The sequence below is a fragment of the Flavobacteriales bacterium genome (assembly GCA_020635795.1).
Taxonomy (GTDB): Bacteria; Bacteroidota; Bacteroidia; order Flavobacteriales_E; family Vicingaceae; genus Vicingus.
The window spans coordinates 29,419-44,207 of the sequence record JACJZD010000003.1 but is presented as its reverse complement, the minus strand read 5'-3'; the positions used below and the strand labels follow the sequence as shown (position 1 = coordinate 44,207).

16 protein-coding genes are annotated in these 14,789 nt (G+C 33.8%); 6 read left to right on the top strand and 10 right to left on the bottom strand.

Translation table 11 applies throughout. From position 1 onward, the window contains the following. Positions 1-11 precede the first annotated feature (11 nt). Together ruvA and H6589_09365 are read right to left on the bottom strand one after the other, a co-directional pair. Positions 12-596, bottom strand: a complete 585-nt coding sequence (ruvA, locus tag H6589_09370; GenBank protein MCB9174805.1) for a Holliday junction branch migration protein RuvA — start codon at positions 594-596, stop codon at positions 12-14. A 3-nt stretch (positions 597-599) separates the two neighbouring features. Further along, positions 600-2,870, bottom strand: coding sequence for an NADP-dependent malic enzyme (locus tag H6589_09365; GenBank protein MCB9174804.1), 2,271 nt, complete (start codon positions 2,868-2,870; stop codon positions 600-602). 108 nt (positions 2,871-2,978) lie between these two features. Between H6589_09365 and H6589_09360 the strand changes: the two genes are divergently transcribed. The 3 genes from H6589_09360 to H6589_09350 are packed head-to-tail and all read left to right on the top strand — an operon-like array spanning position 2,979 to position 4,890. Further along, the gene (locus H6589_09360; GenBank protein MCB9174803.1) at positions 2,979-3,662 is read left to right on the top strand and encodes an NAD-dependent deacylase; all 684 of its coding nucleotides are present in this window, start codon (positions 2,979-2,981) and stop codon (positions 3,660-3,662) included. 28 nt (positions 3,663-3,690) lie between these two features. Further along, complete coding sequence (locus H6589_09355) at positions 3,691-4,314, top strand: outer membrane beta-barrel protein (protein ID MCB9174802.1); 624 nt, start codon at positions 3,691-3,693, stop codon at positions 4,312-4,314. A 3-nt stretch (positions 4,315-4,317) separates the two neighbouring features. Continuing rightward, entirely contained in the window at positions 4,318-4,890 is a 573-nt protein-coding gene (locus H6589_09350) for a UbiX family flavin prenyltransferase (protein ID MCB9174801.1), read from the top strand. Here the strand turns inward: H6589_09350 and queG are convergent. The 4 genes from queG to hemH are packed head-to-tail and all read right to left on the bottom strand — an operon-like array spanning position 4,887 to position 9,055. Beyond that, on the bottom strand, positions 4,887-5,819 hold the full coding sequence (queG, locus tag H6589_09345) for a tRNA epoxyqueuosine(34) reductase QueG (protein ID MCB9174800.1): 933 nt from the start codon (positions 5,817-5,819) through the stop codon (positions 4,887-4,889). The two genes, H6589_09350 and queG, sit on opposite strands and share 4 nt — an antisense overlap. Before the next feature lie 59 nt (positions 5,820-5,878). Continuing rightward, positions 5,879-6,679, bottom strand: a complete 801-nt coding sequence (locus H6589_09340; GenBank protein ID MCB9174799.1) for an alpha/beta fold hydrolase — start codon at positions 6,677-6,679, stop codon at positions 5,879-5,881. Between the two features lie 13 nt (positions 6,680-6,692). Next, positions 6,693-7,982: an aminopeptidase P family protein gene (locus tag H6589_09335; protein MCB9174798.1), complete on the bottom strand. Its 1,290-nt coding sequence runs from the start codon at positions 7,980-7,982 to the stop codon at positions 6,693-6,695. A gap of 47 nt (positions 7,983-8,029) precedes the next feature. Continuing rightward, entirely contained in the window at positions 8,030-9,055 is a 1,026-nt protein-coding gene (gene hemH / locus H6589_09330) for a ferrochelatase (GenBank protein MCB9174797.1), read from the bottom strand. Between the two features lie 70 nt (positions 9,056-9,125). On the opposite strand from hemH, the gene H6589_09325 reads away from it, so the two are divergent. Next, positions 9,126-9,680, top strand: a complete 555-nt coding sequence (locus H6589_09325; GenBank protein MCB9174796.1) for a CopD family protein — start codon at positions 9,126-9,128, stop codon at positions 9,678-9,680. Here the strand turns inward: H6589_09325 and H6589_09320 are convergent. The 4 genes from H6589_09320 to H6589_09305 form a co-directional block, all read right to left on the bottom strand. Further along, a complete protein-coding gene (locus H6589_09320; GenBank protein MCB9174795.1) occupies positions 9,677-10,483 on the bottom strand; it encodes a UbiA family prenyltransferase in 807 nt (268 codons plus the stop codon). The two genes, H6589_09325 and H6589_09320, sit on opposite strands and share 4 nt — an antisense overlap. A 79-nt stretch (positions 10,484-10,562) precedes the next feature. After that, positions 10,563-11,183, bottom strand: a complete 621-nt coding sequence (locus H6589_09315) for a hypothetical protein (GenBank protein ID MCB9174794.1) — start codon at positions 11,181-11,183, stop codon at positions 10,563-10,565. 59 nt (positions 11,184-11,242) lie between these two features. Next, on the bottom strand, positions 11,243-11,860 hold the full coding sequence (locus H6589_09310) for a leucine-rich repeat domain-containing protein (GenBank protein ID MCB9174793.1): 618 nt from the start codon (positions 11,858-11,860) through the stop codon (positions 11,243-11,245). Next, positions 11,826-12,752 (bottom strand): bifunctional riboflavin kinase/FAD synthetase, encoded by a 927-nt coding sequence (locus H6589_09305; GenBank protein ID MCB9174792.1) that lies wholly within the window; start codon positions 12,750-12,752, stop codon positions 11,826-11,828. The genes H6589_09310 and H6589_09305 overlap by 35 nt, the downstream gene beginning before the upstream one ends. A 178-nt stretch (positions 12,753-12,930) precedes the next feature. On the opposite strand from H6589_09305, the gene H6589_09300 reads away from it, so the two are divergent. After that, positions 12,931-14,433, top strand: a complete 1,503-nt coding sequence (locus tag H6589_09300) for a F0F1 ATP synthase subunit beta (GenBank protein ID MCB9174791.1) — start codon at positions 12,931-12,933, stop codon at positions 14,431-14,433. Between the two features lie 50 nt (positions 14,434-14,483). Continuing rightward, positions 14,484-14,717 (top strand): ATP synthase F1 subunit epsilon, encoded by a 234-nt coding sequence (atpC, locus tag H6589_09295; GenBank protein ID MCB9174790.1) that lies wholly within the window; start codon positions 14,484-14,486, stop codon positions 14,715-14,717. Positions 14,718-14,789: the final 72 nt, after the last annotated feature.

Sequence of the window (14,789 nt, the reverse complement as noted above, 5' to 3'; positions counted from 1 at the left end):
ACGTTAGCTAATTAAAGACTTTTTAAGGTTCGTTTAATCAACTCTTCTACTGTTAAACTTGGTGTTTCTGCCATAATTTTAGTCAATGCTTTCTCAGCTGGCATTTTTGAAAAACCCAACATAACAAGTGCACTTAACGCTTCTTCCTTGATAGTATTGTTTGATGAAGCTGAAAAAATTTCATTACCGTCAGAAGATTTCCCAATCTTATCTCTTAAATCAATTATAATTCGCTCTGCAGATTTTAAGCCAATGCCTTTAACACTTTTTAGCACATTAACATTTCCAGAAATAATTGCAGCTTTTGTTTCGTCGGGTGAAAGTGATGAAAGAATCATCATTGCAGTACTCGAACCAACACCTGAAACTGAGATTAATTGTCGAAACAATTCTCTCTCACTTTTTTCTTTAAATCCATACAATAAATGGGCATCTTCGCGCACTACAAAGTGCGTAAAAAGTAAACAACTTTCATCGTTTCCAATTTTTGAAAATGTATTTAACGAAATGTGAAGTTGGTATCCGACACCACCACAATCTATCACCACATAAGTTGGTGTTTTTTCTATTAATTTACCTTTTATTTGAGCTATCATAATTTATTTTCGTGTTTGAACATCAGCAACAGCAATAGTTACCATGTTTACAATTTCTCGAACCGAACTACCTAATTGAAGAATATGAACAGGTTTTTTCATACCCAACAAAATTGGACCGATGGTTTCAAAATTTGCCATTTCTTGCATTAATTTATAAGCAATATTTCCAGATGATAAGTTTGGGAATATCAATGTATTGGTATTCTTTTTTGATAAATCTGAGAAAGGGAAAATCTCATCTCTTAACTCCGTATTTAATGCAAAATTGGCTTGAATTTCTCCATCAACAATCAGTTCTGGATGTTGCTCATGTAAAATTTTAGCAGCTTCTCTCATTTTTATTGCGTCTTTTTCTTCTGAAGATCCAAAATTTGAATACGACAATAATGCAACTCGCGGAACGATATTTAACCTTTTCACCATTTTTGCAGTTAACAGTGTAATATCAACAATATCCTGAACTGTAGGATCGACATTTACGGTTGTATCAGCAAAAAAGAATGGACCTTGTTTGGTAAACATGATATACATTCCTGCAATTTTACTTGTAGTATCATCTTTACCAATAACTTGCAACGCCGGACGAATGGTGTTTCTATAATTTCTTGTCAATCCAGAAATTAATGCATCGGCATCACCAAATTCAACCATACATGAACCGAAATAATTTCTACTTCGCACCATGTCGCGTGCTTCCATTAAAGTAACTCCTCTACGTTTTCTTTTTTCAAATAGCATTTGAGCATACTTGGTTTTTCTTGCCTGTTCTTTTGAACTTCTTGGATCGATGATTGTTAAGCCTTCAATATCTAAACTAAATTCTTTTGCTATCTCCTCAATTTTTTTAAGCTTACCTAATAAAATCGGTTTTGCAATACCTTCATCATGTACTATTGTTGCAGCTTTTAAGGTTTTATAGTTATCTGCCTCAGCAAACACCACTCGTTTAGGACTTCTTTTTGCTTTTTGGGTAATGTTTTTAAGCAACTTGTTATCTAATCCAAGTCGTTTAGCCAGTTGCTCTTTATATTCGTTCCAATCTTTAATAATAAACTGAGCAACACCTGAGTCGATTGCAGCTTTTGCAACTGCTGGAGCAATAGAGGTTAATAATCTTGGGTCTAAAGGTTTGGGTATAATAAAATCTTTACCAAATACAATATTTTTTTCAGAATAAGCTTCGTTAACTTCTTCCGGAACAGTTTCTTTAGCCAAAGCAGCAATTGCTTTTACTGCTGCAAGTTTCATTTCCTCATTAATACAGGTAGCTCTTACATCTAAAGCTCCTCTAAAAATAAACGGAAATCCTAAAACATTATTAACCTGATTAGGGTAATCTGAACGTCCAGTTGCAATAATAATATCTTTTCTAGCTGCTACTGCATCTTTGTACGGAATTTCTGGATCAGGATTAGCTAATGCAAAAACAATAGGGTTAGCAGCCATAGACTGAACCATTTTTTTAGTTAATATTCCTCCTTTTGAAAGCCCTAAAAACATGTCTGCATCTTTCATTGCCTCTTCCAAGGTATTCAAATCACGTTTGGTTGCAAACTGTTTTTTGGATTCTGCTAAATTCTTTCTATCAGCTCTAATTACACCGTCGCTATCCAACATCACAATATTTTTAGGGTTAACTCCTAAAGTAATGTATAGTTTTGTACATGAAACAGCTGATGCTCCTGCTCCACTTACTACCAATTTTATATCGCCTATTTTTTTACCTGCTAAATCTATTGCATTTAAAAGAGCTGCAGAAGAAATAATTGCTGTTCCATGTTGGTCATCGTGCATCAAAGGAATGTTTAATTCTTCTTTTAACCTACGCTCAATTTCAAAACATTCTGGAGCCTTTATATCTTCTAAATTAATGCCACCAAATGTTGGCGCTATTGCCTTAACCGTATTCACAAACAAATCAACATCAGAAGCATCTACTTCTATATCAAAAACATCAATGTCAGCAAATATTTTAAACAACAACCCCTTCCCTTCCATCACTGGTTTTGATGCCAAAGCACCTATATCACCTAAGCCAAGCACTGCCGTACCATTTGAAATTACAGCAACTAAGTTCCCTTTAGCAGTATATTTATATACATCTTCTGGATTGGCTGCAATTTCTAAACAGGGAACAGCCACCCCTGGAGAGTACGCCAACGACAAATCTCTTTGCGAACTATATGGCTTTGTTGGTATAACTTCAATTTTACCAGGTTTACCTTGCGCGTGATACTCTAAAGCATCTATTTCTTTTCTACTTTTCCCCATGTTTTTATTAATTTCTCGAACCCGTAAAAGTAATAATATTCTGATGAATGAAAAACTTGATTTTTCAATTAATATTTGACTATATTTATGTCGAATTTTAACTCTCGTATGCAAAAAATTGTAGTGTTTTCTGGAGCAGGAATAAGTGCTGAAAGTGGCTTAAAAACGTTTAGAGACTCCGATGGTCTTTGGGAAAATTACAAGATTGAAGAAGTTGCAACACCAGAAGCATGGGAAGCCAACCCTTCATTAGTGTTAGAATTTTACAACATGCGCAGAAAACAACTGCTGGAGGCTCAACCAAATCCTGCACATTATTCTATCCCATTACTTGAAAAAAAATTTGAAGTTAGCTTAATTACGCAAAACATCGACGACTTGCACGAACGAGCGGGCTCTAAAAATGTTTTACATCTTCATGGCGAACTTTTAAAATCAAGAAGTACAAAAACAGAAAAAACTTATTCCATAAAAGGCGACCAACTCAATTTAGGTGATTTATGTGAGAATGGACATCAATTACGTCCAGATGTAGTTTGGTTTGGCGAACATGTACCAAACATGGATAAGGCTGCCAACATTTGTGACCATGCCGATATTTTAATTGTAATAGGAACATCATTAAACGTATATCCAGCTGCAAATTTGGTGGATTGTGTTCCCAACAATTGCTTAATTTATTTAATCGACCCAAAAGAAGTTTCTATTTGGAAACGTAAAAATTTAATTCACATTAAGAAAAAAGCTACCGAAGGACTTCCTCAATTAATTAAAGAACTCTTAGCGGAATAACAGTTTAATTTTTGGTTAATTTTACTACATGAAAAAGCTACTGTTTTCAGTTTTATTTTTTTGTGTTTTCTCCACCTTTTATGCTCAGGTTTTTAAAGTTGGGACTATTGCAGGATTGAGTGGCTCGCAAGTTGAAGGCGATGGTTATGGAGGATATAATAAACTTGGTTTTATTTTAGGTGGATTTACCAACGTATCCATTTCCGAAAAATTCTCTACACAATTGGAAATGTACTACATCAACAAAGGCAGTCAGAGAAACCCTAACACCAGCCAAGGTGATGTCGACGAATTTCATTTAAACATCAACTACATTGAAATGCCTTTAGCCATTCGCTACCATTACAAATCATTTTTGTTTGAAACTGGTGTATATTACAGTGTTTTTCTAAACTACACCATGAGTGATGAATTCGGCACAAGAGATGACCAGCCTTTTCCTTTTAAATCGTATGATTTTGGTGCTTTTGTGGGATTTCATTATAAATTAAACGACCATTATAGTTGTAATTTACGTTCGAAAAATTCGGTTCTACCCATTCGTGATTTTCAAAATCTTGACCAACAAATTGGTATTTTAAACCAACTATTTAATCGTGGTTGGTACAATTTAGATTTAAATTTCACTTTAAGTTATCAATTTAACAAATAAAGCATGAAAAGAAAAATTGTAATAGCCATAACGGGTGCATCGGGTAGTATTTATGCTAAATTGTTGTTGGATTTTTTAAGCACCCTTCGACAAGCTCAGGATGACAATATGCTTGAAGTTGGTGTAGTTATGAGCGATAATGCCAAAATGGTTTGGAAACACGAATTAGACAATGAAGCTTACCGCAATTATAATTTTCAGTTTTATGATAAAATGAATTTTAATGCACCTTTTGCTTCTGGCTCTGCAAGGTTCGACACCATGATTATTGTTCCATGCTCGATGGGAACAATGGGCAGAATTGCTAGTGGAATCTCTAACGACTTAACCACTCGTGCTACTGATGTAATTTTAAAGGAAAGACGAAAATTGATTCTGGTTGCTCGTGAAATGCCTTACAATTTAATTCACCTCAACAACATGAAAACCATAACTGAAGCTGGCGGAATTATTTGCCCAGCAACACCAAGTTTTTATAGCAAGCCAAAAACCATTGAAGAAGTTGCTAAAACGGTTGTTGACCGTGTAATTGATTTAATGGGATTAGAAAACGAAAGTTATCGTTGGGGAAACTAGTCACTAATCAAAAATCTGACATTCCTTTTCAACCCTTCAAATTTGGTTCGTTTTACTGGCGATTTTTTAAAGATTTCATTAAAAATATCTGCGGTTAATTCTGTCCATTCTTTTTTAGAATAATTCAATAAGTTGTGATTAGGACTAAACAATTTTTCTTGTGTCGGCTCAGAAAACCGATTCCAAGGGCAAACATCTTGGCAAATATCACATCCAAACATCCAATCATCAAATTTTCCTTTTACCACATTGGGAATGATTTCATTTTTCAATTCAATGGTAAAATACGAAATGCACTTGCTGCCATCCACCACTTTATTGGGTAAAATTGCCTCGGTTGGGCAAGCTTCCACACAAGCATTACAAGTACCACAATAGTCTTTTATTGGCCCATCAGCATCCAATTCAACATCTAAAATAATTTCAGCCAAAAAGAAAAAAGAACCTTTTTTGGGGCTAATTAACATGGAGTTTTTACCTATCCAACCCAAACCACTTTTTTTAGCCCAAGCCCTATCTAAAACTGGTGCAGAATCAGTAAATATTCGAGCATTTATTTCTCCAATCTCATCAATTAAAAATTGAGTCAATTCTTTTAGTTTATTTTTGATAACATGGTGGTAATCTTCACCGTAAGCATATTTCGAAATCTTAAACGAATCTTCACACTGAAGCTCTTTAGGATAATAGTTATACATGAGCGAAATCACTGATTTTGAACCTTCAACCAATAAAGTTGGGTCTAATCGCTTATCAAAATAGTTCTCCATGTATTGCATTTCTCCATGCATATTTTGTTTCAACCAACTTTCCAATCGAGGAGCCTCTTCTTCTAAAAATTCAGCTTTTGAAATTCCACAGAACGAAAAACCCAAACGACTTGCTTCAGCCTTAATTTGTTGAGTTATATTAATTTTTTTTGAATTCATTATTTTTTTAAGAAACTTATGAAAACACACCCCTAACCCTTCTCAAGAGGGGAAAGCAATTAATTTTTAGAAAAAAAGGTTTGTAGGGCTTTCAATGTTTTGGTTTTTGCTTCTATAAAACCAACATGTCCAACTTCTTCAAGCAACAAGCAAGAACCTTTTTCAGGTAATTCCGCTTGTTCAACTAAGGTTTGATAGGGTAAGATATTATCTTCTTTACCAATAATATAAAATACTGGATAAGGGGCAAAATTCAAAATTATTTCCCTATCCATTCTGTTTTTCATGCCCTCTAAAGCTGCTACTATTCCTTGTAATGAAGTGTTTAATGCTATGGTTTTTATTTGATTAATTTCTTCCTCGTAGTGCTGGTTTTTGGTGTAAAACAGGTTCGGAATGGCTTCATTGATAAACAAATTTTTGTTTTGCTTCACCACTTTTATTGCTCTATCGCGGTCCTTTTGTTTTTCCTCACTATCGCCACGAGCGGTAGAATGAAACATACACAAACCTTTAATATTGTCCGGAAATTCTTCTGCCATGGCTAAACTCACATAACCACCTAAAGAGTGTCCAACTAAAAAAAACTTTCTGATTTTTAATTTTCGTAAAACGAAATAAACCGCTTCTGCCATTTCTTCCATGGTATGGATGTAACTCAAACACTCGGTTTTTCCATGTCCCAACAAATCGACAGTTATTACCCTATATTTTTTTGAGAGTTGAGATGAAAAATCTTTCCAAATGCTTTTATCTTCCAAAAAACCATGTAGCAACACTATAGCTGTACCTTTTCCTTCTTCGGTATAACTAACCTGTATATTTTTAAAAACTAGTGATTTTTCAACAAAAGTATCCAACCTCTAATGTATTTTATGAGTTCATCAAAGCTTCAATTTCGTCAGCTTCAAGCGGAATGTTTTTCATCAAATCAACAGGACCATTGTTGGTAATCAAAATATCATTTTCCAATCTAATCCCTAAATTTTCTTCACGAATATAAATACCTGGCTCAACGGTCAACACCATTCCTGCTTCAAAAGGTCTGTTTCTTTCTTCTACATCATGTACATCTAAACCCATGTGATGCGATGTTCCATGCATAAAATATTTCTTATACAAGGGATTTTTAGGATCTTGTTTTGCCACCTCGTTTTTATCTAACAAGCCTAAACCTATCAATTCAGCTTCCATTATTTGTCCCACTTTTGTGTGGTATTCGTCGTGCAAAGTTCCAGGTACAAGCATTGCTGTGGCAGCTTTCATCACTCTTAAAACCGCATTATAAACTTCTTTTTGTCGTGGAGTAAACTTACCGCTTACCGGAATACAACGCGTTAAATCTGAAGCATAATTCCCGTATTCAGCACCTACATCCAACAAAATAACATCGCCAGCTTTACACTCCTTATTATTTTCAACATAATGCAATACACAAGCATTAAACCCAGACGCAATAATTGGTTCGTAAGCAAAACCACGAGAACGATTCATTAAAAATTCGTGAGCCAATTCTGCCTCAATTTCGTACTCCATTACTCCTGGTTTGATAAACTTTAACAATCTCCTAATTCCTTTTTCCGTAATGTTACACGCATGTTGAATAGAATCAATTTCTAATTGAGACTTAATTGGACGAAGATTTCTCATAATTGGAGCCAACCTTTCGTATTCGTGCAAAGGATATTTTTCTTTACAGGTTTTTCTAAATCTGTCATCACGAGTTTCAACAGTTGTTACTGCTCTTAAATGTTCGTTTTGGTTTAAATAAACATGTTCAGATTCAGTCATTACAGCATGGAAAATTTGATCAAACTGCGAAGTCCAATACACCGTTTCAATACCCGATTGTTCAGTAGCTTGTTCTTTTGTCAACTTAGCACCTTCCCAAATGGCTATCAATTCGCTTGTTTCTTTCACAAACAATATTTCGCGATGCTTTGGATTTGATACATTTGGAGCAATTAATAAAATAGACTCTTCTTGGTCGATACCCGATAAATACAACAAATCGTTGTTTTGACGAAACGGCATTGAACCATCTGCATTAGTTGGCATAATATCGTTAGAGTTAAAAATTGCAACCGAATTCGGTTTTAAGTGTTTTACAAAATTTGCTCTATTGTTAATGTATAACGATTTGTTGATTGGAGTGTATTTCATCTTTTTATATTTTGTTGCTCAAAGGTAATTATTTGAGTCCGTTATTTTTATTTGTTTAAAATCATTTGTTCTATTGCTTCAATCCAAATCGGACTTTCGTTTAAACTTTCAACCAATTGCCAATTTTCTCCACCATTTTCATGGAAAATTTCTTTAAACTCCTCGCCTACTTCAATAGTTGTTTCTAAACAATCGGCAATAAACGACGGAGAAAACGCCAACACATTTTTAACACCATTTTTAGGATATTCGGCAGTCACGACATCCGAATAAGGTTTAAGCCATGGGTCGCGGGCACGAGTTTCTAATCTTGATTGAAAAGCAACATCGTATTCGTTTTCTTTTAAATTCATTGCTTTGGCAATTAAACGAGATGTTTCGTAACATTGAGCACGATAACAAAGTCTGTTTTTATCGCTATACACCGCACAACATTTTTCGTTTAACTCACAATAGCCGTTTTCACAATCTTTAATAATATGTCGTTCCGGTATACCGTGATAACTGAACAAAACCTTTTGATACTTACCTGTTAACCAATGCTTATTTCCGTTTGCAGCAAAAGCCTCAATAAATTTAGGATTACTAACAAAAGTTTCTACCATTCTTACTTTTGGATGATAGTTAAGTTCACCAAAAACAGCCTCTACTTTTTTAATGCTCGACAACGTAGATGAAGACGCATGTTGTGGATACATGGGAATGACTACTAAATCAGTAATATTATTTTTTTTAAATTGTTCCAAAACACTTTTTATAGAAGGATTTTGATAACGCATCGCCAACTTCACAAAATAATCGTTTCCCATTTTTTGTTGTACCAATTCTTCCACTTTTTTACCGTAATACAACAACGGAGAGCCTTTCTCTGTCCAAAGTTCTTGATAAATTTTAGCCGATTTAGGACCTCTAAATGGTGCTATAATTAGATTTACCAATACCCATCGAGTAACAAATGGCAAATCAATCACGTAGCCATCCATTAAAAACTCTCTCAAATATTTTCTTACATCTTTAACAGAAGGACTATCAGGCGTACCTAGATTTACCAACAAAACTCCTTTTTTTTCCATGCTCCAAAATTACTGATTATGCAAAACCAATTAAAAGATTATTGTAATTTAGTTTTTTAAAGAAATCAACATGGATTATTTTTACTTAAAAGCACTTCACATCATTTTTGTAGTTACTTGGTTTGCTGGTTTATTTTACATTGTTCGCCTATTTATATATCATGTTGAAGCTGAAGATGAAGACGAAAATGCTAAAGCCATTTTACAGCGACAGTACAAAATAATGAGTAAAAGATTGTGGTACGGCATTACATGGCCATCAGCAATACTAACCTTAATTTTTGCTTCTTGGTTGTTGTTCGGCACACCTCAAGGTCAAGGTTTTTTACTATCTCCATGGATGCACATAAAATTAACTTTTGTGGTAGCTTTATATGTTTACCACTTTGCTTGTCATCGTATTTATAGCCAACTGCAAAAAAACGAAGTCAAGTATTCATCTTTTAAACTACGTATTTGGAACGAAGTAGCCACCATATTGCTTTTCGCTATTGTATTTTTAGTGGTGCTTAAAAATGAAATTGGTTGGTTCTGGGGTATTTTAGGATTAATTGTTTTCTCTATTTTATTAATGATTGGAATAAAAATCTACAAAAAGAATAGAGAAAAAAAGAATCTGAATTAGTATTCTAAAATAAGCATTCCTAAATACATTATTATCATTGTGCCATCAACAAAGCCAGAAAAAAACAATTCGGCTCTACGATGCGAAGTAAAAGCGATAATAAATCCTGAAAGAAAAATTGTTACTCCTGTAGCAATAAGTTGAGATAAGTTTAACTGTCCTAAATAGGCATATTGAATCCATTTTAGAGCAAACACCAAAACCAATAAACCATGCGACAAGGTAATGGTGTTTTTAATACCTATATATGATGGTATTGTTTTTATATTAGATTCCATATCGTACCTTAAATCGCGCACATCAAAAGGCAAGGTAATCGCTAAAATAAAAAGAAACTGTTCCAACAATAACATCAAAAAAGAGCTATTAGTTAAGCCCTCAAATCCACTAAAATTTACTACAGGAATGGCGACCATAACTACCGACCAAACAATTGAAATCACAAATATTTTGGCAAAAGGCAAATCTCGAATGGCTTTTTTTTGTGGAAAAACTGGAATAACATATAACACAGAAAACAATGCCAATGGAATAATTAATAAAAACACATTCAAACTTAGTTGAAACAAAAAATAAATACTCAAAATCAACGACAAGACGGATGCAAAAAACAATCGTTTTCTGTTACGAATAATCCAGCCTAACCTTATACCAATAAGTTTACCTAATAATTCAACACTTCTTAACCTATAAATACGCTGAAAATTGTAAGTAAAAAATGTAGAACAAAAAATAAGTGCTAAAACATTAAACGATTCTGCTTGTGGAATTTGAAGTATTAGAAAAGTTTGGTGAGCTAACAAGGTTATACAAAGCGAAACAAATAAATTGCTGTAAACGATACTTCTTATTAAAAAAATTAATGACCTCAATGGAATGAAATTAATTAGAATTTCCGTTCACTAAAAAACTAATTAAAAATCCTGCTCCCATACCCAAAAAACTACTTTTAAGTGCATTTTGAGTACGCTTGCTTCGAGCTACACGTTCGTGCCCACGTAAATATTCGTCCTCTTTTAAGAATTGCAAATCAGACAACCTTTTTTGTTTTACTGATGTTGAGAAAGGCAATGTAAAGGTAGTATAAATTAATGGCGCAGCTGCATATATAAACGCTTGTTCCTTATGCATAAAATAGCCTGCAACACCTCCTGCCGCAAACCCCATTGCATTCGAAAATCTTGAATGGTATGATTTGTACGCATCCTTTTCGCCATAAACAAACATTCTCATGTCTTGTTCTTTTAAAAAATTACCCTCTAAAGTATCATATTTATAAGTAAGCGTTTCTTTATTATTTTTATGGTAAGAAAACACCCTGTAGTTGTCTATAACCATTTCTTTACCTTTAAGGTCTTTAAAGGTAATTTCATAATTAGTAACATTAAGTATTTCTCCTTTTAATTCCTTACCATTTAGAAACAACAATTCATCTTGAGCAAAAGAACTCTTTGCACAAATCATTGCTACTAATACAAAAATGATATAATACCTCTCCCTCATTAACTATACTTAAACGATGATAAACCTTTAAAGGTTGTGAACAAAAGTAAATAATATAGTTAGAAACCGCAATTACACGATTTAGAAAAATGGATTTTAGTGGTTGGAAGCAATTCCTTAATTTTTTTATGCTCGGCATCACTCATCATTATCACGCGCATGTCTATCTCTTTGAGTGTTTCTTGTAGTTGACTAATTTCTTCGGGAAACGAGGCTAAGTTCGAGCCCCAAACATCCAAATATTTCAACTCTTTTAGCTTACCAATTTCAGCAGGTAAGGTAGAAATTTCAGTTTGATTTGCACTAAACTCTTTCAAGTATATCAAATCCCCTATTTCGGCAGGTACAGCATCAATTTTATTGTCGGATATATTCAGGTTCTGTAAAAACTTAAACTTAACAATTAAGGATGGAAAATGTTTTAGTTTGTTTTTACTAACATCTAAGGTTTGTAGATTTTTAAATTGTGTTATGCTCTCAGGCAAATCAACCAACTTTTGTCGTTTTAAATCAAGTCGATAAACAGTTAAGGGGTCTTTTTTTAAGGCTTGCTCTAACGTTAACTCAGGTATGGTATCAAGCGATTTGTAATCAAAAACCTGCGACTGAGCATGGATTGAACAAACCAACACGAAGATGATGCTAAGAAAATAGTTGTTGTACTTTTTGTTTGTCATTATTTAATTGTTGTTGTAATTCGGATAACTCGTTAAATTTAATCTCGTTTCTTATCTTCTCAAAAAACTCTATACGAATAGGTTTATTGTAAATCTGTTCGTTAAAATTAAAGATATTTACTTCAATGGTTTCTTCTTCTCCATTTAACGTAGGTCTATTACCTACATTTAACATGCCTGTAAAACTTTGTTGTTCGATATTAACTTTAACTGCATAAACACCGTTACCAGGAATCAACTTATAAGCTTCGTCAACTTTTATGTTTGCAGTTGGAAACCCTAATTCTCTTCCTATCTTATCACCATCAACAACTGTTCCATTAATAAAATAAGGATACCCTAAAAATTGATTTGCCGCCCTAATTTCACCTATTAATAAAGAGTTGCGAATCTTTGTAGAACTGATGTTAATCTGTTGTATTTCCTGCGCTGGAATTTCTTCCACTTCAAAGCCATAAAGTGGTCCATACTCTTTTAAGTGCTGAAAAGAACCTTCTCGATTTTTACCAAAATGATGGTCATATCCAATAACCAATCGTTTGGTATTCAGTTTATTTACTAAAATATCCCGAACAAAATCAAGCGAAGTAATTCTTGAAAACTCCATCGAAAATGGGTGAATAATTAAATGGTCGATTCCAGAATCTTTTAAGAGTTCAATTCGTTCATCAATGGTATTTAATAACTTTAAATCATTGCTTTCTGGGTACAACACCATTCGAGGATGAGGAAAAAAAGTTAAAATAACCGATTCTCCACTTATTTTTTTTGCGGCAGAAACAACCTGCTCAATTATTTTTTTATGTCCCAAATGAACCCCATCAAAAGTACCTGTAGTTATCACTACATTTTTTTTTGACGAAAACTCATTAATATGACGGTAAACATTCATTAAATCAGACTGTAATTTTGGGTTTTTTCTGTACCAAATTCGACTGCAAATATCACTATTAAAATGATTTTAATTTTATAAAAATAATATTATTCATTATGCTTTAGTAATTAAATAAAATATTTTACTTTTGCAGCCAATTTAAAACAGACATTAACACATTAAAATATATATACAAATGTCAACAACACACGGTAAAATAACTCAAATCATCGGACCAGTTATCGACGTAAGTTTTGAGAACGGACAAACTCTTCCAAACATCTTAGATTCATTAGTAATTACTAAAGAGAATGGTCAAAAAATCATTCTTGAATGTCAGAAACACGTAGGAGAAAACACTATTAGAACTATTGCAATGGATGCAAGTGATGGTTTAAGAAGAGGAATGGAAGTAGTTGCAACTGGTGCTCCTATTATTATGCCTATTGGCGAAAAAATTAGAGGAAGATTATTTAACGTAGTTGGAGAAGCTATTGACGGTATAGGGGTTGTTGACAAAGCAAATGGTTTACCCATTCACAGAGAACCACCTAAATTTGAAGATTTATCAACTTCTACCGAAGTTTTATTTACAGGTATTAAAGTAATCGATTTAATTGAGCCTTATTCAAAAGGTGGTAAAATTGGTTTATTTGGTGGTGCTGGTGTTGGTAAAACTGTATTAATCATGGAGTTAATCAACAACATTGCTAAAGGTCACTCAGGTTTATCTGTATTTGCTGGGGTTGGTGAAAGAACTAGAGAAGGAAACGATTTATTAAGAGAGATGATTGAATCTGGCGTAATTAAATACGGCGAAGAATTCAAACATTCTATGGAAAAAGGCGGATGGGATTTGTCTAAAGTAGATAAAGCTGGAATGGAAGAATCAATGGCAACATTAGTTTTTGGTCAAATGAATGAGCCTCCAGGTGCAAGAGCAAGGGTTGCTTTATCTGGTTTAACCTTAGCTGAATATTTTAGAGATGGTGATGGCGACGGAAAAGGAAAAGATATCCTATTCTTTATCGACAACATTTTTAGATTTACACAAGCAGGTTCTGAGGTATCGGCTTTATTAGGTCGTATGCCATCTGCGGTAGGTTACCAACCAACTTTAGCGTCTGAAATGGGTGCGATGCAAGAGCGTATTACTTCAACTAAATCAGGTTCTATTACGTCGGTACAAGCAGTTTACGTACCTGCGGATGATTTAACTGACCCTGCTCCTGCTACAACTTTTGCTCACTTAGATGCTACTACAGTACTTTCTCGTAAAATTGCTGAGTTAGGTATTTACCCAGCTGTTGACCCGTTAGATTCTACTTCTAGAATTTTAACTGCTGATATTGTTGGTAAAGAACACTATGAAACAGCTCAACGAGTTAAAGAAACTTTACAACGATACAAACAATTACAAGATATTATTGCTATTTTGGGTATGGACGAATTATCGGAAGATGATAAATTGGTGGTTCACAGAGCTAGACGTGTACAACGTTTCTTGTCACAACCATTCCACGTAGCAGAACAATTTACAGGTTTAAAAGGAGTATTGGTTTCTATTGAAGATACAATCAAAGGATTTAACATGATTTTAGATGGTAAAGTAGATGAATATCCTGAAGCTGCATTTAACCTTGTAGGTTCTATTGAAGAAGCTATTGAAAAAGGTAAAAAAATGTTGGCTGAAGTATAGAAAGCTGGAAGTCCGAAGGCAGAAGTAATCAATGACAAATAACTAAAAAGATGCACTTAGAAATTATTACCCCAGAAAAAAACATCTACTCAGGCGAAGTTAGCTTAGTTAACTTACCAGGTTCTGATGGCTCGTTTGGTATTTTAGAAAACCATGCTCCAATTATCTCTACATTAAAAGCAGGTACTATTAAAGTTGTGCAAAACGACAAAGAATTGTTTTTTGATGTGAAAGGTGGCGTTATTGAAATGAGCAATAACAAAATCATTGTTTTAGCTGAGTAATTATTCTAGACAATAAATATATAAAAGGCTATCGAAATCGATAGCCTTTTGTTTTTAAACCAATTTCTTGCT